15 protein-coding genes are annotated in these 19,245 nt (G+C 65.0%); 10 read left to right on the forward strand and 5 right to left on the reverse strand.

The genetic code is table 11. The features are described from left to right. The first annotated feature begins 5 nt into the window (after positions 1 to 5). Positions 6 to 3,233, forward strand: a complete 3,228-nt coding sequence (locus tag G6N43_RS23525; protein ID WP_083149405.1) for an MMPL family transporter — start codon at positions 6 to 8, stop codon at positions 3,231 to 3,233. Positions 3,234 to 3,387: 154 nt separating this feature from the next. Continuing rightward, the gene (locus G6N43_RS23530; protein WP_083149503.1) at positions 3,388 to 3,987 is read left to right on the forward strand and encodes a dihydrofolate reductase family protein; all 600 of its coding nucleotides are present in this window, start codon (positions 3,388 to 3,390) and stop codon (positions 3,985 to 3,987) included. A 31-nt stretch (positions 3,988 to 4,018) separates the two neighbouring features. Here the strand turns inward: G6N43_RS23530 and G6N43_RS23535 are convergent, their stop codons facing one another. Both G6N43_RS23535 and G6N43_RS23540 read right to left on the reverse strand, forming a co-directional pair. Further along, on the reverse strand, positions 4,019 to 5,785 hold the full coding sequence (locus G6N43_RS23535) for an alpha/beta hydrolase domain-containing protein (RefSeq protein WP_083149404.1): 1,767 nt from the start codon (positions 5,783 to 5,785) through the stop codon (positions 4,019 to 4,021). A gap of 79 nt (positions 5,786 to 5,864) precedes the next feature. Continuing rightward, positions 5,865 to 6,758 carry an alpha/beta fold hydrolase gene (locus G6N43_RS23540; RefSeq protein WP_110810276.1) on the reverse strand — a complete coding sequence of 298 codons (894 nt, stop codon included), beginning with the start codon at positions 6,756 to 6,758 and terminating at the stop codon, positions 5,865 to 5,867. Positions 6,759 to 6,788: 30 nt separating this feature from the next. Between G6N43_RS23540 and G6N43_RS23545 the strand changes: the two genes are divergently transcribed. Both G6N43_RS23545 and G6N43_RS23550 read left to right on the forward strand, forming a co-directional pair. Then, positions 6,789 to 7,190 carry a hypothetical protein gene (locus G6N43_RS23545; RefSeq protein ID WP_133056529.1) on the forward strand — a complete coding sequence of 134 codons (402 nt, stop codon included), beginning with the start codon at positions 6,789 to 6,791 and terminating at the stop codon, positions 7,188 to 7,190. Between the two features lie 93 nt (positions 7,191 to 7,283). Beyond that, positions 7,284 to 8,153 carry an alpha/beta fold hydrolase gene (locus G6N43_RS23550; protein WP_083149402.1) on the forward strand — a complete coding sequence of 290 codons (870 nt, stop codon included), beginning with the start codon at positions 7,284 to 7,286 and terminating at the stop codon, positions 8,151 to 8,153. A 47-nt stretch (positions 8,154 to 8,200) separates the two neighbouring features. On the opposite strand, the gene G6N43_RS23555 is transcribed toward G6N43_RS23550, so the two are convergent. Then, positions 8,201 to 11,056, reverse strand: a complete 2,856-nt coding sequence (locus tag G6N43_RS23555; protein ID WP_083149401.1) for an MMPL/RND family transporter — start codon at positions 11,054 to 11,056, stop codon at positions 8,201 to 8,203. Positions 11,057 to 11,325: 269 nt separating this feature from the next. On the opposite strand from G6N43_RS23555, the gene G6N43_RS23560 reads away from it, so the two are divergent. Both G6N43_RS23560 and phoU read left to right on the forward strand, forming a co-directional pair. Beyond that, complete coding sequence (locus G6N43_RS23560) at positions 11,326 to 11,589, forward strand: hypothetical protein (RefSeq protein ID WP_083149400.1); 264 nt, start codon at positions 11,326 to 11,328, stop codon at positions 11,587 to 11,589. A 97-nt stretch (positions 11,590 to 11,686) separates the two neighbouring features. After that, positions 11,687 to 12,328 carry a phosphate signaling complex protein PhoU gene (gene phoU, locus G6N43_RS23565; RefSeq protein WP_083149399.1) on the forward strand — a complete coding sequence of 214 codons (642 nt, stop codon included), beginning with the start codon at positions 11,687 to 11,689 and terminating at the stop codon, positions 12,326 to 12,328. A 6-nt stretch (positions 12,329 to 12,334) separates the two neighbouring features. Here the strand turns inward: phoU and G6N43_RS23570 are convergent, their stop codons facing one another. Then, on the reverse strand, positions 12,335 to 13,069 hold the full coding sequence (locus tag G6N43_RS23570) for a YwaF family protein (protein WP_083149398.1): 735 nt from the start codon (positions 13,067 to 13,069) through the stop codon (positions 12,335 to 12,337). A 147-nt stretch (positions 13,070 to 13,216) separates the two neighbouring features. Between G6N43_RS23570 and G6N43_RS23575 the strand changes: the two genes are divergently transcribed. Beyond that, the gene (locus G6N43_RS23575; protein WP_234809996.1) at positions 13,217 to 14,089 is read left to right on the forward strand and encodes an alpha/beta fold hydrolase; all 873 of its coding nucleotides are present in this window, start codon (positions 13,217 to 13,219) and stop codon (positions 14,087 to 14,089) included. 10 nt (positions 14,090 to 14,099) lie between these two features. On the opposite strand, the gene G6N43_RS23580 is transcribed toward G6N43_RS23575, so the two are convergent. Then, positions 14,100 to 14,678: a TetR family transcriptional regulator gene (locus G6N43_RS23580; RefSeq protein WP_083149397.1), complete on the reverse strand. Its 579-nt coding sequence runs from the start codon at positions 14,676 to 14,678 to the stop codon at positions 14,100 to 14,102. A gap of 246 nt (positions 14,679 to 14,924) precedes the next feature. Between G6N43_RS23580 and G6N43_RS23585 the strand changes: the two genes are divergently transcribed. From G6N43_RS23585 to G6N43_RS23595, 3 genes are read left to right on the forward strand one after another with little or no spacing between them, the layout of a single operon-like run. Beyond that, a complete protein-coding gene (locus G6N43_RS23585; RefSeq protein ID WP_083149396.1) occupies positions 14,925 to 15,791 on the forward strand; it encodes an amidohydrolase family protein in 867 nt (288 codons plus the stop codon). Positions 15,792 to 15,794: 3 nt separating this feature from the next. After that, complete coding sequence (locus G6N43_RS23590) at positions 15,795 to 18,011, forward strand: acyl-CoA dehydrogenase family protein (protein ID WP_083149395.1); 2,217 nt, start codon at positions 15,795 to 15,797, stop codon at positions 18,009 to 18,011. A gap of 34 nt (positions 18,012 to 18,045) precedes the next feature. Continuing rightward, entirely contained in the window at positions 18,046 to 19,239 is a 1,194-nt protein-coding gene (locus G6N43_RS23595) for an amidohydrolase family protein (protein ID WP_083149394.1), read from the forward strand. The last annotated feature ends 6 nt before the right edge of the window (positions 19,240 to 19,245 follow it).

A 19,245-nucleotide genomic window follows, 5' to 3' on the forward strand; every position in this document is an offset into this window, starting at 1 on the left:
CTTGCATGTCTTTTGTCGGGTTGCTGGTGAAGGTGATGCGTAGCGGCATCTTGACGCGTCTCGCCGCGTTCACCGTGCGGTCCCCCAAGGTGGTACTCGGCGCTGTCGCGGTTCTGCTCGGCGTCAGCGTCGTCATCGGCGGTGGAGTGTCCGACAAGCTCGCCGTCGGCGGCTACAACGCCCCGTCATCGGAGTCCACGCATGCGGCCGAGGTCATGGACCAGAACTTCGGTACCACCGCGAACCTGGTCATCCAGCTGCTGCCGCGGGAAGGCACCATCGACGGCGCCGAGGCGCGTGAAGTCGCCGGTCAGGTGGCGGACCAGATCAAGGCGGAGCCCGCCGCGAAGGTGACACGGTCGTTCACCGACAAGTCGGCCACCGACCTGCGCAGCCGCGATGGACGCTCCGGACTCATCCTGGTGCACGTCAGCGGCACCGCGGATGAGGCCGCCGACACCGCGAAAGAACTGATCGCCGGGCTGCCTGACAACCCGAATGTCGAGGTACGCGCCGGCGGCACCCTCGGCGTCCAGCAGGAGATCCGCGCCAAGGTCAAGCACGACATCAAGATCAGCGAAAGCATCGCGCTGCCGGTCTCGCTGGCGGTGCTGGTCATCGTGTTCGGCGGTCTGATCGCGGCGTTTCTACCGATCGCCGTCGGCATCACGTCGATAGTCACCACGCTGCTGGTCCTCGTGCTGATGACGCAGGTCACCGAGGTATCGACGCACGCGCTGACGGTCGCCACCGCCTTCGGTCTCGGCCTGTCCATCGACTTCGGCCTGCTGATGGTGTCCCGATTCCGGGAGGAACGCGCCAGCGGCAAGGACCACCAGACGGCGATCATCGCGACGGTCGCAACCGCCGGCCGCACGATCATCTTCAGCGCGGCGACGGTCACCCTGGCCATGATGTCGCTCCTGGTGTTCCCGACGTACTTCCTGCGGTCGGTGGGCATCGCCGCGAGCGCGACCGTCGTGCTGTCCGCGTTGAGTGCGATCGTCGTTCTGCCTGCGATGCTCGCCATCCTGGGGACGCGCATCGACTCGCTGGCCATCATCAAGCGCAAGACCCCGCTGTCCGCTGACTCCGCCTTCTGGCGGCGGTTCGCGGAGAAGGTCATCAACCGGCCGCTCGCGTACGCCCTGCCCGTCGTTGTCGTGCTCATCGCTCTCGGAATCCCTTTCCTGAAGGTGCAATTCACCAATCCCGACGAACGCGCGTTGCCCACCGACTCCAATGCGCGCCAGGTGGCCGAGTCGCTGCAGCGGGACTATCCCCTCGACCCGTCACAGGCGATCACGTTGGTTACGGAGAACGACGCCTCCTCGTTGGAGGCCCTCGCCGCCGAGGTGTCCGGCATGCGCGACGTCGTCCTCGTCGACGGTTCGATCGGCAGGTTCGAGCGGCGTGCACGCGTCGCACCAGCGCCGCCCGGCGAGGCCAGCGGCGCCGCCTACGCGCTGGCTTACCTTGCGGTGGATGCGGATTCGGATATCGCCGAAAATCTGGTGCACGACATCCGCGCGAAGATCACCGACAAGCGGGTCGAGGTGGGTGGACCGACCGCCACGCTGGTCGACAGCCGGCACGCTATCGCCGAGCGGTTGCCGTGGGCGATCGGATTGATCGCGGTCTTCACCTTCATCCTGCTGTTCCTGTTCACCGGTAGCGTCGTCGTGCCGCTGAAGGCGCTGCTGCTGAATCTCCTTGTGTTGTCCGGCGTCCTCGGCGTCATGGTCTGGATCTTCCAGTACGGGCATCTGTCATCGCTGCTCGGATTCACGCCGGCGCCACTGAACCTGTCGATGGTTGTTCTGCTCTGCGCCATCGCGTTCAGCCTGTCCGTCGATTACGAGATCTTCCTGCTGAGCCGCATCAAGGAAGCCCGCGAGTCGGGCATGTCGAACGACGACGCGATCGTCGTCGGACTCGGCCGGGTCGGCAGGATCGTCACCAGCGCAGCGCTTCTGCTGACGATCACCCTGGTCTCGTTCGCCAACGGCATGTCGTTCATGAAGATGTTCGGCATCGGCACCGCGCTGGCCGTCGTGATCGACGCGACCATCATTCGCGGCGTCGTCGTGCCGGCATTCCTGCGCGTCGCAGGCGAACTCAACTGGTGGGCGCCGAAACCGTTGCGGTGGCTGCACTCCCGTATCGGCATCAGCGAAGCGCTGTCGTTCGCCGTTGACGAGGTGACCTCGGAGCACCGCACGGCGGACGCGCTGCCCGCAGAGCTTCTCCAGACCTTGGCGATCAAGCGTGCCGCGCTGGCCGGGCGGGTGCAGGTGGTGTCCGGTCAGCATCTTGTGGCGAACGTGAACGGCACCGTGATCGTGGTCGCCAACCGCAGTTCGTTGCCCCAGCAGGCCATGGCCGCGCAGCAGATGTCGCATCTCGTCGAGATCGTCCGGCGGACCGAACCCGAGATGCTGGCGTATGCATTCTCGCAGCTCACGCGGAGCACCACGTGGAGCCGAGATCTGGCGGAGGTCGGCGTCGTCATCCCGACGGCCAAGGGCCTGGAGATCTTCCTGTGCGGCGGGGTGACCGTGACGCTCGACGACGGGGCGAACGTCACCCGGATCGAGGGCCGCAACCGCTGCCTGCACCGTTCCGTTCAGGTGCCCGGGGTCGCGGCGGTGGTCAGCGTCGACGAGCTCGGTAAGCCGCCCGTCGTGGCGCCGCATCGCAACGACGCCTACGCGCTGGCCGATGGTGTCGTGCACGGTCGGGGCGCGGTGGTGTGGTCGACGGATGCGGCGCCTGCGCCGGTGCAAGCGGGGCCCGCCCCGGTGTCGACACCCTTTGCGACGAAACCAACCGTTGAGCTGTCGCGTGCGACTCAGTCGGTGGTCCTCGATGACAACTCCCGGTTGCGGATCGACCGCGACTGCGTCATCGGGCGTGACCCGCACGGTTCGAGTGCCGCGCGCGAAGGTCTTCGACCGCTACGGATCGACGACAGCTCGGGCCTGATGTCCCGTGCGCACATGGAGATTCGGATTGTCGACGGCGGGCTGGTGGTCATCGACCGCAATTCCACCAACGGCGTGCTGATGCGCGAGCCGGGTCAGCAGGTGTGGACGCGGCTGGTGCCGTGGCAGCCGGTGGCCTTCCGGCCCGGAACCTCGGTGCGCGTCGGTGGGCGGACCCTTCACGTCGAGGCGGCCGACGAGCGCACGCGGCGACTCGCGCCCGTCTACGCACCGCCCATCTCGGCCTAGCGTCCTACGTCCTCCTCGAGAGCGCACCCACGGCTGCTATTGCCGCCAGACAACAACCGTGGGTTCACGCTCGGCGCCAGGAGCGGCGATGAGTTTCGCCTCGGCCGCCGGTCTGTATCTCCAACGCGCCATCAACCACACTCAGGGGAGCCTCATGACCGCCACGTATACCTTCGACGTCTTCTCCAGCCTCGACGGGTTCGGCGTCGTCAGCGGCGGGGACTGGGGCGGCTACTGGGGCAAGCAAGGCCCCGAACTGCTCAGCCGTCGTCTCGCGCTGTACGACGGGGATCAGCGAATGGTCTTCGGTGCCAATACCTATCGGATATTCGCGCAGATGGTCGCCGACAGCACCGAGGAGTCGGAGCTGCACGACCCGTGGGTCACCCGGATGCGGCACCTGCCTGCCACCGTGGTGTCGACCACCCTGACCGGACCTCTCGACTGGCCCGACGCCTCGGTCGTGAGCGGTGACGCCGTCGACGTCGTCGCCAGACTCAAGCAAGAGTCCGCGGTCCCCCTGCGCTCGCACGGCAGCCTGTCAATGAATCGGGCGCTGATGGCCGTGGGCCTGGTCGATTTCCTACAGGTGACGATCTTCCCCGTGATCACCGGCCAGACCGGCGATGATCCCATCTTCGACGGCGCAGCTGACTTCGATCTCGAGTTGATTGAAAGCCGAACGCTCGACGGCGACATCCAGGAACTCGTCTACCGGTCTACCGTGCACACAGCGCACAGCGGCCGGGGCTGAGGCTTCCCGGCCGCTGTGCATGGGGGGTGTGTCAGTAGTCGGCTGCCGCCTTCTGGACGACGGCGTCGAGTTCTTCTGCGAGCAGGAACCGCTCGGCGACAAGCGATTCGGACGCACGTCGCGCTGCGGCGACGTAGTCCTCGCGGGTCGGATACCGGTCGGTGACCGACGGCCGCCCCGGCGGGAATGCCAGCTTGCTTCCGACCCGCTCGTAGAGGACATCGGGCAACTCGTCGATGTGGCAGCGCGGGTTCCACCCCGTATAGGAGGCCAGCGGTGCGGCGACCGAGGGCAGCCGGATACCGGCCACCTCGTTACCGTCCTCGTCGACCGCCGACACCAGGTCGACGAACGGCGTTCCCAGTTTGATCGGCCAGCGGCCGATTCCACGATGGGCGTCGGGGCCCAGGTCGATGTCCCGGGTGTGTGGAAGCGCCGACGGATCAGGGGCCGCGGTGTAGCTGAACAGCGACAGGACTTCCTTGCGAGACACGGCGGTGCCGTCGCTGGTTCGCGGCACCTTGCTCGGCGGGGGCTCGACACCGTCGCAGACCCACTCCTCGAGCGCCGCGAACAGCGCCCGGTTCACGGGCGTCACGTCGAGGCGGTGCACCGGATTGGCCGTCGGGAACGCCTCTTTGAGCTTACTGCTCCCGAAATGGTCGGTGCTGGCCAACAGGTACGTGCGGACGTCGGGATCCTCGGGCAGGTCGGCACCCGTGAGCGGGTCGACGTGCAGCAGCGCGCCGCCGCTGACCCAGTACTCCGTCGCGGTGTTGGTGAAGATGGTCTTCGGCACACCGCCCAACTCACGTTGCCGCGCAAGCAGTTCGGCGGCTGCGAAGGGCGCCACGTTCCCGAAGCCGTTGACCTGAGCCACCGACGGCTGGGCATATCGGTGGTTGAACTCTCCGGTTGCCGCGCTGGCGGACTCGCTGAAGACCCCGTCGAAGACGGTCATGCCCGTCTCATCGACGTTGAGTCCGTCTGCGAGGAACTGGCGCAGAAGCCGTCCGGCCTGGGAGACGCCATAGGCGAAAGCGTGCTCGATTCCGTCACCTCGCAAGTGCGCCACGATGTCGCGGATGGCCAGCATGCCGCACCCGACCACGGGCGTCCGTGCCGTCCGGTACACCAACTCATACCAATGGAACGCCTTGAAGCCACCGTCGAGCGCCAGATGCGTCTCGTCGGTGAATCGCCAACGTTTCCTTGGGATTACGGCAGGCTCGGCATCCGGCGACGTGCGCACACTCAGCACGGCCTCGGGATCGTCGACGTCAACGGTCGGGTAGTCGGTGAACGTGAACAACGCCTCGGCGCCCGGGGGCAGCGCGTCGATCTCGGGCACCGTGAAGCTGAGCGGGTGATCCGCACTGGCGCTGTCCGACCGCCATTCCAGGCGCATGAATCCCGGCGGTACGTCGGCGTGAGGGACGGACATTCCGAGGGTCGCCGGCCCGCGCTGGACGTCCCACTGCCAGCCGCACGACGCGATGGTGTAGCCGCGGTTGAGCAGGAAGTCGTTCTTCAGCCATGGGGCAAGCGTGGGCATGCCGCGGTTGGGCACGACGAACAACAGCTTTCCGTTGCCGCCGTCGACCGGGCGAAGCAGTTTCAGGTCGGCGTCGAACCGCACCAGGCCGTCGGCGTCGCGGGGGGCGAACTCGAGGTCCACGATGCGCTCGTTCGCGAGTAACTCGGGATCGACGGCGAACTCGACCGTCGCCTCGACCCACTCGTAACGGCTGTCAGAGTGGGGATAAACCGTTTTGACGTGAACTGACTCGACGGTCATTTTCCACTCCTTCGGTTCGATGGTTGTTGGGTAGGAATTTGCGGGTTGGGGCTTGGAAGTTTCTTAACGCCGGGATTCCTTAGGCGACTGCGTGGAATCGGCGTGCGCCACTGGTGGAGTCGATGAATTCGTCCAAGGCGGCGATCACGGTGTCGGGGCATTCCACCTGCGGCTGATGACCCGCACCCGGAATGACGTGGAGCATGCTGCCGGGAATCGCGTCATGCGCCGAATGCGCATGGGCGGCAGGGATACAACGGTCTTGGTCACCGAAGATGATCAGCGTCGGGAGATCGGTTGGCAGCCGGTCCAGCGCGGACACCGCTTGACCTCGGTGATCGACGACGGAGCGCAGCGTCCGCAGAAACGCGGCCCTGCCCTGCCTGTCGGACAACGAGACCTGGGCGCGCAACGTCTCGCTGTAGCGGGTGACCTCGCGGCCCGAGGACAGTGCGCGCTTGCGAAGCGCCGCACCGACTTTGACCGCCGGCCGCGAGCCGATCAACGGCAGCACGAACTCGGCGCCGGGCAGCGACAACACCCGCAGCAGCAAACCCAGATCGGGACCGAGGCCACCGCTGCTGACCAGGACCAGCCGACGGCAATATTCCTTGTGCTGGTGGGCGAACTGCAGCGCCACCCCACCGCCGAACGAGTGGCCGACGAGTGTGGCCTCGCGGACGTCCAGGGCGTCGAGAAAGTCACGCAGCCACACCGCGAACGCGCCCAGCGAGTAGTCGCCGCGCGGCTTGTCGGACTGCCCATGGCCGAGGAGATCAACGGCGATGACGCGATACCGCAACGCGAGCTTGTCCACGACGTTGCGCCAGCAGTGCGAACTTCCGCCGATGCCGTGGATCAGCAACAGCACGTCGCCGTCGCCCTCATCCACATACGCCACGCGGTTGCCGTGCAGGGTCACGGTGCGAAGCTTCGACGTCAGCTCGGTGGCCGAATCACTCACTGCTCTCATTGGTCTCCTCCTTCCTGGTGTGGAGGAAGGGTGCGCAGACCTACTTGGAGATTTCTTAACGCGGCGTTCACCGCGGCATTTGATGGGTTGCCGAATGACCTGATCGTCGTCCCCATCTGCCCCGCCGATATGGGAGCCGGGTTCGAGGACGCGCAGTTCTCCGCGCTCACCGCCGGTCGGGTCACCGACAGCGGCATGTCACCGGACATGGTCGTGCTCGACGTTCTGGTGGGGACCCTCGAAGGCGATGGGGAAGGCTATGTCGACCTGCTGTTCTCGCGGCTGGGGCCCGACGCCCAAGGCGGCAGCGTCACCCTCGATGCGAAGCCGGTGCAGTACATCAACGTGCCCGGCGGTCCGGTCGGCTACGCGTACGGTGCGGGCCGCATGCGGTTCGACATATCACGGCGCCGTCACCTGTCGGATCGGTGACCACAAGTTCGTCACCAACGGATTCCTGGAGTGACGGAATTCCGCAATGTCTGCCCGCAATGAATGCAGACGAGCTAAGAAAACATCGTGACGATGGCACCTGAGGCATTCACGACAGCCGGCGACGGCGGTGTCCGGATCGTCGGCGACCGGATCGGTGACCCCGCCGCCCCTGCGGTGGTGTTCCTGCACGGCGGCGGCCAGACCCGCAGGTCGTGGGGTCGCGCTGCGGCGGCGGTGGCCGAGCGCGGCTGGCAGGCGATCACCGTCGACTTCCGTGGCCACGGTGAGTCCGACTGGTCCGCCGACGGGGATTATCGCGTTACCTCCTTCGCCCGCGACGTGCTCGAGGTGCTGCGTGATCTGCCGCCCAAGCCGGTGTTGGTCGGGGCCTCCCTTGGCGGCTTCACCTCGATGCTCCTCGAGGGCGAACTCGCGCCGGGGACGGCGCGCGCAGTGGTACTCGTCGACATCGTTCCCGACATGGACGAGTCAGGCGCGTCACGGATACACAACTTCATGTACGAGCGGATGCAGTCGGGTTTCGAGTCACTCGACGAAGTCGCCGACATGATTCAGGAGTACAACCCGCACCGTCCGCGACCCACCGATCTGGACGGCCTTCGGACGAACCTGCGTCACCGCGATGGCCGGTGGTACTGGCACTGGGACCCGAAGTTCATCGACGGCACCGCGGCGCTGCCGCCGATCGAGGTGACCGAGGTCGATCGCATGCACGCCGCCATCCAGGCGATCCTCGACTCGGGCGTTCGCATGCTGCTGGTGCGCGGCCAGATGAGTGACCTCGTCACGCAGGAACGCGCCGACGAGTTCCTCGCCAGATTCCCAGCTGTCGAATTCGTCGACGTGGGCGGCGCCGGGCACATGGTGGCCGGGGACCGCAACGACCACTTCGCCGACGCCGTCGTGCAATTCCTCGACCGGCACGCCGAGACTGCTTGAGCCCGCCGCCCGAAATCGCGGTCTCTCCGCAGTTTGGCGCGAAACGCTTAGGCGGGTTGGTGCTCGTCGCGGTCGCCGAAGACCTTCTGCATCCGGCGCCTGGACGCCGGCGTCTGCACGCGCTGCGGCCACCAGAACCACCGGCCCATCAACGCGGCGATCGACGGCGTCATGAACGACCGCACGATCAGCGTGTCGAACAGAAGTCCGAGTGCGATGGTGGTGCCGACCTGCGCGATGCTGAGCAGATCGCCGACCACGAACGACGCCATCGTGGCGGCGAAGACCAGGCCGGCCGACGTCACCACGGAACCCGATCCCGCCATCGCGCGGATGATTGAGGTCTTGAGCCCGTGGTGCAGTTCTTCCTTGAACCGGGATACGAGTAGCAGGTTGTAGTCGGAACCGACTGCCAGCAGCAGGATCACCGACATCACCAGCACGATCCAGTGCAGCCGGATGCCGAGCAGGTGCTGCCAGACGAGCACCGAAAGCCCGAAGGAGGTGCCGAGCGACAGCAGAACCGTACCCACGATGACCGCCGACGCCACGATGCTTCGCGTGATGAGCAGCATGATGATGAAAATCAGTGTGGCAGCCGACATTCCGGCAATCACTAGGTCATAGGTCGACCCGTCGTGCATGTCCTTGTAGGTCGCTGCCGTGCCGCCCAAGAAGATGGTGGACCCTTCGAGCGGGGTGCCCTTGATGGCTTCCTTGGCCGCCTGTTTGATCATGTTGATCCGAGCAATCCCCTCGGGGGAGGCCGGATCGCCCTCATGCTCGATGATGAAGCGCACCGACTTGCCGTCGGGCGAAATGAAGTTCTTGATTCCGCGTTTGAAGTCCTCGTTCTCGAACACTTCCGGCGGCAGATAGAACGAGTCGTCGTTCATCGACTCGTCGAAGGCGTCGCCCATCGCCGATGCGTTCTCCTGCTGGGCCGCCATCTGATCCTGCATGCCCTTCTGCGAGGCATACATCGTCAGCATCATCGTCTTCATTGTCTTCATGGTCTGGATCTGCGCGGGCATCAGCGCGACCAGTTGCGGCATCAACGTGTCGAGATGTTCGAGATCGGGCAGCAGGTCCTCGATGTCGGCGGTCATGATGTCGACGCCGTCGAGGGTGTCGAAGATCGACCGGATCGAATAGCAGACCGGAATGTTGAAGCAGTGCGGTTCCCAGTAGAGGTAGTTCCGCATCGGCCGGAAGAAGTCGTCGAAGTTGGCGATGTTGTCACGTAACGCTGCAACGTCGGCGGTCATGGCCCTGGTCTTGGCGACCATGCTGTGGGTGATGTTCGCCATCTGCTGGGTGAGCTCCGACATCCGCGTGAGCGTGTCGATGTTCTTCTGCATCGCGTCGGCCTGAACCAGCATGTCGGCCATCCGGTCCTGGTTGTACTTCTGGTTCAGCTGGTTCGTCGTGCCCTGCATGCTCAGCAGGAACGGAATGGTGGTGTGGTCGATGGGCTTGCCGTCGGGACGGGTGATCGTCTGCACCCGCGCGATGCCAGGCACCCGGAAGATCGCCTTGGCGATCTTATTGATCACCAGGAAGTCCGCCGAGTTCCGCAGATCGTGGTCGCTTTCGACCATCATCAGTTCGGGATTCATCCGGGCGCTGTCGAAATGCCGATCGGCGGCGGCGTAACCGATGTTCGCTGGGGTGTCCTCGGGCATGAAGTGGCGTCCGTCGTAGTCGGTCTTGTAGCCCGGCAGCGCGAGCAACCCGATCAACGCAAGCGCACATGTGGCCACCAGAATCGGGCCCGGCCACCGCACGACTATCACGCCCACACGGCGCCAACCGCGCGACGCGATCGCCCGTTTGGGTTCGAACAGACCGAACCGGCCACCGATGACGATCACCGCGGGACCGAGCGTCAGTGCGGCCACGACCGCGACGAAGATGCCGACCGCGCACGGGATCGCCATGGTCTGGAACCACGGCAGGCGGGTGAACTTGAGGCACAGCAGCGCGCCGGCGATGGTCAGACCGGAGCCCAGCACCACGTGCGCGGTGCCGTGGAACATGGTGTAGTACGCGGCTTCCCGGTCCTCGCCTGCACCACGCGCCTCCTGGTACCGGCCGATGAGGAAGATCGCGTAGTCGGTCCCCGCGGCGATCGCGATGAGGGTCAGCAGGCTGGTGGCGAACGTCGACAGCCCCATGACGCCGACGTTTCCGAGGAACGCGACGATGCCGCGCGACGACCCGAGCTCGATGAACACCATCAGCAGAATCAAGATCGTGGTGCCGAACGAGCGGAAGACGATCAGAAGCATGACGAAGATGACGACGAGCGTCGCGAGGGTGGCCTTGGCCGCGCCCTTGTCGCCCGCGACCCGCTGATCGGCGTTCATCGCCGCGCCGCCGGTCACAAACGCCTTCACACCTGGCGGTGGCGGGTTCTTCTCGATGATCTCCCGCACGGCGGCGATCGACTCGTTGGCCAGCGTCTCGCCCATGTTCCCGCGCAGATACAGCTGGACGTAGGCGGCCTTGCCGTCATTGCTCTGCGCACCCGCCGCGGTCAGCGGATCACTCCAGAAGTCCGCGATGTGCTCGATGTGCTCGGGGTCGGCGCGGAATGCCTTGATCAAGTTGTCGTAATAGCGGTGTGCCTCGTCGCCGAGGGGTTGCTCCCCCTCGAGGATGACCATGGCGTTGCTGTCGGAGTCGAACTCCTCGAAGTTTCTGCCGATGCGCTGCATGGCAATGAAGGCCGGCGCATCGTGGGCGTTCATCGACACGGTGTGGGCCTCGCCCACCGCTTCCAGCGACGGTACGAAGACGTTCGTCACGACCGTCAGCGCCACCCAGCCGAGCACGATGGGCACGGCGAGCACTCGGATCGCGTGGGCGATCTTCGATCGCTCCGTGGTGACAGAACTCATCGTCGGACTATCGGCCCCTCACTGGCCCACAAGAAGCCGCGCGCTACACGACTCGTACAACGCGACATATATGTAGCCCGTCAAACTGTCGCCTGTCAATTGCTACAGCAGCCGCCTGACTTGGCTCTCACAGCATCTTTCCAGGTAGTCGACGGTGCCGCTGCACGGGGGCAGGCGGTTGTTGGGATCGGTAGCCGCCCCGGGTCGCTGTACTTACCCCAGTGACGTCGCCAACCCGGCAACGCCAGAGAAGCAGAAGGAACCCAACAATGAACATCGTGCCCACCCGCATCCAGGACCAGGTCAGCCACGTCGACCGCACGCTCAGCCTGGTCTACGGCATCCTGGCCGGCGTGACCGCGCTGTGGTCCATCTACCGCGTGTTCTGGCTCTTCTACTCGGCGGCGGTGTACTCGAGCATCGGCTGGTCGGCGACGACGTTGATCCTCCCGCTCATCTGGTGGGCCGTCGTTGCGGTCGGATCGGGCTGGGTGTCCGCCGTCTTCCTGCTCCGTTACGCCAAGCAGCCCTGAATAGGTGGGTAACCGGGAGGGGCCGCAGTCAGCTGCGGCCCCTCTTCGGCGTGCGTCACCGGATCCTCGACGACCCGCGGCCACCTAAGCTCTATCTGTGCGCAACGCATTCCATCAGCAGCTTGACGACCTGATCGTCAGCATCGCCGAAATGTGCGGCGCCGCGGGCGAGGCGATGGAATCCGCAACCCAGGCCCTTCTTCAGGCCGATCTGGTGCTGGCCGAGCAGGTGATCACCAACCACGCCCTCATCGTGCAAAAGACCCGCAAGACCGAGGAGCAGGCGCTGACGGTGCTCGCCCTTCAGGCTCCGGTCGCCGGCGACCTACGCGCTGTGGTCAGCGCTTTGAAGAACATCGCCGACGTCGACCGGATGGCCGCGCTGGCGCTGCATGTCGCCAAGCTGACGCGCCGACGTCACCCCGAGCACGTGCTGCCGGAGGAAGTCAACGGCTACTTCACCGAAATGGGCCGTATCGCAGTCGATATGGGAAGCAACGTCAAGCAGGTGGTCCTGTCCAAGGACGCCCACCGGGCAGAGCAGCTCGCGGACGATGACGACGATATGGACAACCTGCACCGCCACCTGTTCTCGGTGCTGATGAACCGGGAGTGGCGGCACGGCGTGGCCGCTGCTGTCGATGTCACCCTGTTGGGCCGTTATTACGAGCGTTTCGCCGACCACGCCGTCGAGATCGGTCGCCGGGTCATCTTCTCTGCCACCGGCGAGTCGGTCTAAAAGCGCTCAGACGGTCGCCGGGCGTTCCTGCGCCCGGCGGCGTTTCCGCTCCCACGGCCACGTGATCAGCGCCCAGACGATGAGCACGATGGCGACCTCGATCAGCAAATACACCGGCCACGGCCCCAGGAAATCCAGCACTGATGCGGTGGGCGGTTTGCCGTTGAGGTAGCCGTAGTTGGTGCCGACAATCGCGTTGAACGTGAACGTGAAGGCGCCCCACACCAACGTGGCGATGACCGCGAAACGATAGTCGCGCCAGCTCGGGCGCATCCCGCGTCCCCACGTCAGGTAGATGGCCGCCCACACGACGAGCACATGTAGAGCGAAGAACGTGACGAACAGATGGTGCGGGAAGTCCGGTGAGCCTTCCTCCGGTGTGCCGACGTCGGGTGTGATCAACGCCTGCGAGCTGAGCACCAGACACCAGTAGTAGGTGAGCACGAACGCCCAATGCCGTTGGGCCCAAAGGGCATACACCGCAACGAGTTCCGCAACGTCGCACAGCTGCAACGGAATCGACGTCTCGGCGGCCGGTCTGATCAGTTTGTAAGTCAACGCGACCAGGAACATCGCCAGGATGACAATCGCGAAGGCCCGCCCGAAGATTCGGGCCTGCGATTGGGTCTGCCGCCGGCCGCCCCAGATCAGCAGGGCGGCACCGATCGCGAACACGGTCAGGACCACCAGATGTGACGGCCCGTAGGCCGTGAATTCCCGCTGCGCCGCCAACAGCTCCATGGGGTCCCCTTGTTTTATAGAACCCTATTGCCTCAGGCACGTAAACGCTCGCCTTGGCACATATCCCTCAGGTTTACGGCTAGCCGGTATCTGCGCCGCCCGACAGCCTGGATGACTCCCGCGCCCGGATCGACGAGTTTCATTGGCATGGAATTCACCGGATCACGCCGTGGGGTGATGCGCCTGGGTGCGCTCGTCAGCGTGGGCGCCGTCATCGCCATGGTGGCCGTCGCGTGCGCAGCCCCGGAAACGCACACACCGACTTCGGAGCCGAGCGCCGTCAGCGCGTCACCGAACGCCGTGAAACCCACGGTCGTGTTGGTTCACGGCGCGTGGGCGGATGCGTCCAGCTGGGACGGCGAAGTCGCCGCGTTGCAGAAGCAGGGCTATGACGTACGGGCGATCGCCAATCCGCTGGAAAACCTCACCACCGACTCCGAGTACGTCGCGAACTTTCTGAAGTCGATCAGCGGCCCGATCGTGTTGGTCGGTCATTCGTATGGCGGATCGGTGATCACCAATGCGGCCGCAGGCATTCCGAACGTCAAGGCGCTCGTCTACGTCGATGCGGCCGCGCCCGATGTGGGCGAGACGAACGGCTCACTGAGTGGCTCGGACTCGGTGCTCAAGCACAGGCCCGAAAGCGAACTGTTCGACAAGCTCCCCTACCCGGGCGCGCCCCCCGAAGCGGTGGACCTCTACCTCAAGAAGGACATCTTCCTGCATAACTTCGGCAATGACCTGCCGACCGATGAGGCAACCCGGCTGTGGGCGACGCAGCGGGCGGCCTCGACGAGTGCGTTCGAAACACCGTCGAAGGCCGCAGCGTGGAAGACGATCCCCTCCTGGTACTTCATCAGCAGTGGCGACCAGATCATCACCCCGACGTCGGAGAAGGCCATGGCCGAGCGGCCGCACTCGCACGTCACGATCTTCGACGGCGGCTCACATCTGACGCTGATCTCCCACCCCGACGCGGTGACCGACGTCATCGAGCAGGCCATCGCCTCCGTGCACTGATCTGGGCGCTCTATGTCGTTGGCACGGTAGCGGCGTCGAGCAGCGTTCGCGCCACCCACTCGACTCGCTCGACAGCCTCATCGATGGAGAGCGATCCGGTCAGCACCGCCGCCAGCGCGCTCGACAGCGCCGCGTTCACTCCGAAGCTCACGTTTGGGACATGTTCTGGCTCAATGCCTTCGAGTAAGCGATCGAACAACTCGACGTTGGTGCGCGCCATGTGGTCGATGCCCGTCCTGATCTCTGGATCCTTGGAGGTCATCGCCTGCAACATCAACGCGGTCATGTTCGGATGGCGGTGGAACGCGCGTTGCGCGCGTTGCAGGTAGTCAAGTGTCGCCGGTAGTGGACCGTTACCGACGGAACCGCTGGCCGCCACAACCCGACGCGTCAGCCGTTTCTGCCAGTCCTCCAGCGCGGCCGCCAGCAGGTGCTCCTTTGAGTTGAAATACCGGTACACGGTGCCCAGTGCGACACCGGACCGCTGAGCCACGTCGCGCATCTGAACGGCGTCTGCGCCGACCTCATTGATCAGCGCGATGACCGCCTCGACGATCTTCGCCCGGCGCGCCAGCTGTGCGCTGGTCATGTCGGCGGTCGACAGGACATCGCCCTCAACGCGATCCGCAATCCTGGCTATGACGGTGCGCCCTTCACTCGCTACGTTTCATAACGTCGTTCTAGCTGTTTACAGCAATCGTAGCGTATTTCTACAGCTAGTAATGCACCTTTCGAGAATGTCCGCTCGATCTTCTTGACTCTAAATAGAACAGTGTTTCAAAATAGACGGCGAGCCGCGGCGCGGTCGCCACGGTTGACCCGATCGGAGGAATCAATGCCAGGACCCGTCGGTCTCCCCGTGATCGACACCATGATCGGCTTTCCGCACGAGGGGTCGGCGCAATACGACTTCATTCGACGGCAGACCAAGGACCGCGAGTCCAAGGAGGGCTTCGACTTCCCCGTCGAGTACATCTTCAAAGACGTTCCGAAGGGACTGCCCACCGACGATCCGGTGTCGCTCGTGCTGCAACAGATGGATCGGTTCGGTATCGAGAAGGCCATGATCGGTGTCTCCGAGGAATGTGCCGCCAAGGCGCTCAAGACGTTCCCGGATCGTTTCGTTCCGTCCGGCGCGATCTTCGACCCCAATGACGTGATGGGCTCGGTGAACGCAATCCGTCGCGACTACGAGCAGTACGGGATACGGGCCACGTCGGTGTTTCCCGCGGGGACCTTTCCGCAGGTCGCGATCGACGATCCGAAGATGTACCCGATCTACGCCACCTGCGTCGAACTCGGTCTGCCGATCTTCGTCTGCGCCGGGATACCCGGCCCGCGGGTACCCTTCGCCCCGCAAGAGGTCTCACGCATCGACGTGGTGATGTTCGACTTCCCCGATCTGGTGTTCGTCACCCGGCACGGCTGCGAACCCTGGGAGGACCTCGCGGTGAAGCTGATGTTGAAGTGGCCGAACCTGTACTACTCGACCTCTGCCTTCGCCCCGAAGTACTACCCGAAGGCCATCATCGACTACGCCAACTCGCGCGGCGCCGACAAGGTCCTCTATGCCGGCTACTTCCCCATGGGGCTGTCCCTCGAACGAATATTCAGCGAGCTGCCGAACGTGCCGTTCAAGGACGAGGTGTGGCCGAAGTTCCTGTACGGCAACGCCGCCCGCATCCTCGGCCTGACGGACTGATCCATGGCTTTGGCGATCACAGACGAGCAGGAACAGCTGGCGGCAGCGGTCACGAGCTTCGCCGCACGTCACGCGCCGATCGACAAGACGAGAGCGTCGTTCGACTCGATCGCGGCGGGCGAACTTCCGTCATGGTGGGAAGACCTCACCGCATACGGATTTCACGCGGTGCACCTTCCCCAATCCGTCGGAGGTCAGGGCGGCACGATGACCGACCTGGGATGCGTCGTCGAGGCCGCCGCCGCGGCGCTGCTACCCGGCCCCCTGCTCAGCACCACGATCGCCAGTGCCGTCGCAGATCTCGCCGACGACTCCAAGTCCGCGCTGATCGCCGAACTCGCGGCCGGAGCAACCGCCGTCGTCGTACTCCCAGACCACTCGAACGTGCGCGCTGTCCGCGACGGTGACGCCTGGCGTCTTGACGGTACCAGTGCACCGACACTCGGAATCGTAGCGGCGCAACGCATTCTGCTTGCCGCACACACCGACGGAACGGTGCGCTGGTTCGTCCTCGCAGCCGATGGCGCCGGTTTGTCGATCACGCGGCCACGCGGTACCGACCTGAGCACGGATGTCGGCATTCTGACGCTGACTGCCTACGCCGTCCCCGCGAGCGCTGAGCTCACCGGAATCTCCGTCGAGCGCGCCCACTGCACCGCGGTCGCCCTCACGGCGTGCGCGTCCGCGGGCACGGTGCGCAGGTGCGCGGAGGCGGCGACGGACTACATCCGTACCCGTGAGCAGTTCGGTCAACCCGTCGGCGCCTTCCAAGCCCTGCAGCACAAGGCCGCGGTGCTGTTCGTCAACTCGGAACTGGCGTCCGCCGCAGCCTGGGACGCCATCCGGGCGTGCGGGGATTCCGTTGAGCAACAACGACTCGCCGCCGGTGCCGCCGCGTTGACGGCCGTCGCGGCGGGTCCCGACCTCGTGCTCGACGCGTTGCTGATGTACGGCGCCGTCGGATACACGTGGGAGCACGACACCCATCTGTACTGGCGCCGCGCGACCAGCCTTGCCGCGTCGATCGGGTCGATCACCCAGTGGGCCCGGCAGTCGGGCGAGCTCCTGCTGACGGAGAAGCGTTCGACGGCACTGAATCTCGGCGACGTCGAATCGGAGTTTCGTGCGTCCGTCGCTGCGACGCTCGATCAGGCCCGCACCCTGCGCAACGCGCATGCGTCTGATGACGACAGGGCACCGGGACTGGCCTGGGGAGACCAACGCGATCTGCTTGCCGAGTACGGTCTTGTCGCGCCGCACCTGCCCCCGCCGTGGGGAATCGGCGCGTCGTCGTTGCAGCAGGTCATCATCACCGAGGAGTTCGACAAGCGACCCGACGTACAGCGACCTTCGCTCGGCATCGCGGAGTGGATTCTGCCGACGATCCTCAGCCACGGAACCGACGCGCAGCGGCAACGCTTCGCCGAGCCGATGCTGCGCGGCACCGAACGTTGGTGCCAGCTGTTCAGTGAACCGGGCGCGGGTTCTGACCTCGCATCGCTGAGCACCCGCGCCCGGAAAGTCGATGGCGGGTGGCTGATCAACGGGCACAAGATCTGGACGTCACTGGCCGACCGCGCGCAGTTCGGGGCATTGCTCGCCCGCACCGATCCCGACGCGCCCAAGCACCGGGGTATCAGCTATTTCCTCATCGACATGACGTCGCCGGGGCTCACCGTCGAACCCATCAGACAGGCCAGCGGGCATCAGGACTTCAACGAGGTCTTCTTCAGCGATGTCTTCGTTCCCGACGACATGCTTGTCGGAAAGCCTGGCGACGGTTGGAATCTCGCGGTGGCGACCATGGCCGTCGAACGCACCGCGATCGGCAACTACGTCAACATCGACCGATCGGCCGCGCTGCGACATGTTGCCCGTCAGGACGGGTTGGATCGAGATGCCGCCCTGCAGGCCCTCGGTGAGATCGAGGCCTACACCGCCGCGATACGAGCGCTGGTGTTGCGTGAAACACTCCGCTTGGCGCAGGGGCAGGCAGCCGGGCCGACCTCCAGCATCGCCAAGTACGCGATGGTCATGCTGCTGCGCCGCGCCTCCACCGCGACCCTTCGGCTCACCGGCGAGACCCCACTGCTCGAGGAGTCCGAGCCGGCCGTCATCGGCCCCTACTTGGACATGCCGTCGGAACTCATCGGCGGCGGGACCGCCGAAATACAGCTGACAGTGATCGCATCCATGATCCTCGGTCTGCCACGCAAGTAACGCAATCAACAGCCCCGCGGAAGGAACGACAGACGTGAAAACGGACTTGGGTTTCACATTCTTCGATTGCGACAACCACTATTACGAGGCGCTCGACGCGTTCACCCGGTACATCGAACCGGAGTACCGGAAGCGCGGGATTCAGTGGGCGCAGATCGACGGCCGGCAGCGGCTGCTCGTCGGCGGTCGGGTCAACAGGTTCATTCCGAACCCCACCTTCGATCCGGTCGGCAAGCCGGGCGCGCTCGACGAGTACTTCCGCGGCCGCAATCCCAAAGGCGCCGACATGAATTCGCTTTTCGGCGAACTGGAACCGATTCCCGCTGCCTACCGCGACCGCGATGCACGACTGGCGTTGATGGACGAGCAGGGAATGCAGGGCTGCATCATGCTGCCCACCCTCGGCGTCGGGATGGAGCAGGCGCTGCTGTCCGACCTCGATGCTCTGGTGGCGACGTTCCGCGCGTTCAACCGGTGGATGGAGGAGGACTGGGGATTCGCCTATAAGGAGCGCATTTTCGCCGCGCCGTATATCACGCTCTGCAAGCCGGCGGCCGCTGTGCGCGAACTGGAGTGGGCGCTGGAACGCGATGCCCGCTTCATCGTCATGGTCCCCGGACCGATCGCCACCGACGTCGGCATGCGCGCACCCGGCGACCCGATGTTCGACGACTTCTGGCGGCTGGCCAACGATTCGGGCATCACCGTCTGCTATCACTCCGGCGAGACGTACTACTCGAAGTTCATGCCGGCGTGGGGTGAACCCGACTACATGATGTCCTTCCAGGCGCTGCTCGGGTTCCGGTCGCTGTTCTCCGGCGACGCGCTCCAGGACACCTTCGCCAACCACCTCCACAATGGCCTGTTTCTGCGGTTCCCGAACTTGCGCATGGCGTCGATCGAAAGTGGCTCGGCGTGGGTGTTTCACCTCTTCGAGAAGCTGACCAAGTCGTACGGCCAGATCCCGTTCATCTACCAGGAGGACCCGCGCGAGACGTTCAAGCGTCACGTCTGGGTGTCGCCGTTCTACGAGGACGAGCTCGCCAGCCTGCTGAAACTGCTGGGCCCGGAACGCATCATCATGGGTTCGGACTTCCCGCATGTGGAAGGTCTCGCCGAACCGGCGTCCTACATCAAGGATCTCGAGAACTTCGATTACACACCCGAGCAGTGCCGCACCGTCATGCGCGACAACGGGCTCGGCCTGGCGACCCGGCGCCCCGTCTGACGGGTG

Source organism: Mycolicibacterium moriokaense (genome assembly GCF_010726085.1).
In the GTDB taxonomy this organism is placed as follows: domain Bacteria; phylum Actinomycetota; class Actinomycetes; order Mycobacteriales; family Mycobacteriaceae; genus Mycobacterium; species Mycobacterium moriokaense.